This is a genomic window from Pseudomonas sp. P5_B2, assembly GCF_056400445.1.
Genome location: NZ_JBFULH010001458.1, coordinates 1 through 571, shown reverse-complemented (window position 1 = coordinate 571; position 571 = coordinate 1). Strand labels below are relative to the sequence as shown.

1 protein-coding gene is annotated in these 571 nt (G+C 51.0%); it reads left to right on the top strand.

Features of this window, described 5'->3' with window-relative positions:
• Nucleotides 1-220 precede the first annotated feature (220 nt).
• Nucleotides 221-484, top strand: coding sequence for a DUF2790 domain-containing protein (locus AC1DRJ_RS31815; RefSeq protein WP_477805586.1), 264 nt, complete (start codon nt 221-223; stop codon nt 482-484).
• The last annotated feature ends 87 nt before the right edge of the window (nt 485-571 follow it).

The following is a 571-nucleotide window of genomic DNA, read 5'->3' as shown; positions in this document are numbered from 1 at the left end:
CTCGGGGATTGTTACGAAATCTGTCAAAAGTGTTTATCAAAACCCCACCTATATGAATAAAACCCCCACGCCTAAAATTTGCCCCGCCAACCAGGCAATCTGATTAACCGAGATACAGCCCCCACAAAGGCAGTTAATCAAACACTCCGGTACCCAAGCTCCACACGCAACCCCACAAAGGTTGCGTGACCCCATTCGACCTCTAAAAGGTAAATCCGAAATGAAAGCTTTATTAGTTCTGGCCCTCAGCAGCCTGTGCGCAACCGCCATGGCAGACGAGGTTCCGACTGATGTCGCACAGCAACAACCGGTTGTAGAGCAATACACTTACGCCACCCACCTGGACATCGCCAAAGTTGTTTCCATGAGCGAAGTACCGAACGTGTGTGAAGTTGTCCCGATGAAGATGGAATACGAAGACTCCAAGGGCCAACGCCATATTCTCAACTACAGCGTGATGGGTAACGGCTGCTCTAATGGCTGATCTCGACTGCACCGAATCGGGCCATTTCAGCTAAGAGTTGAAGGTCGATTCCAGCCCGGCTCCGGTCGGGCTCAGTTGTGTTTGTAG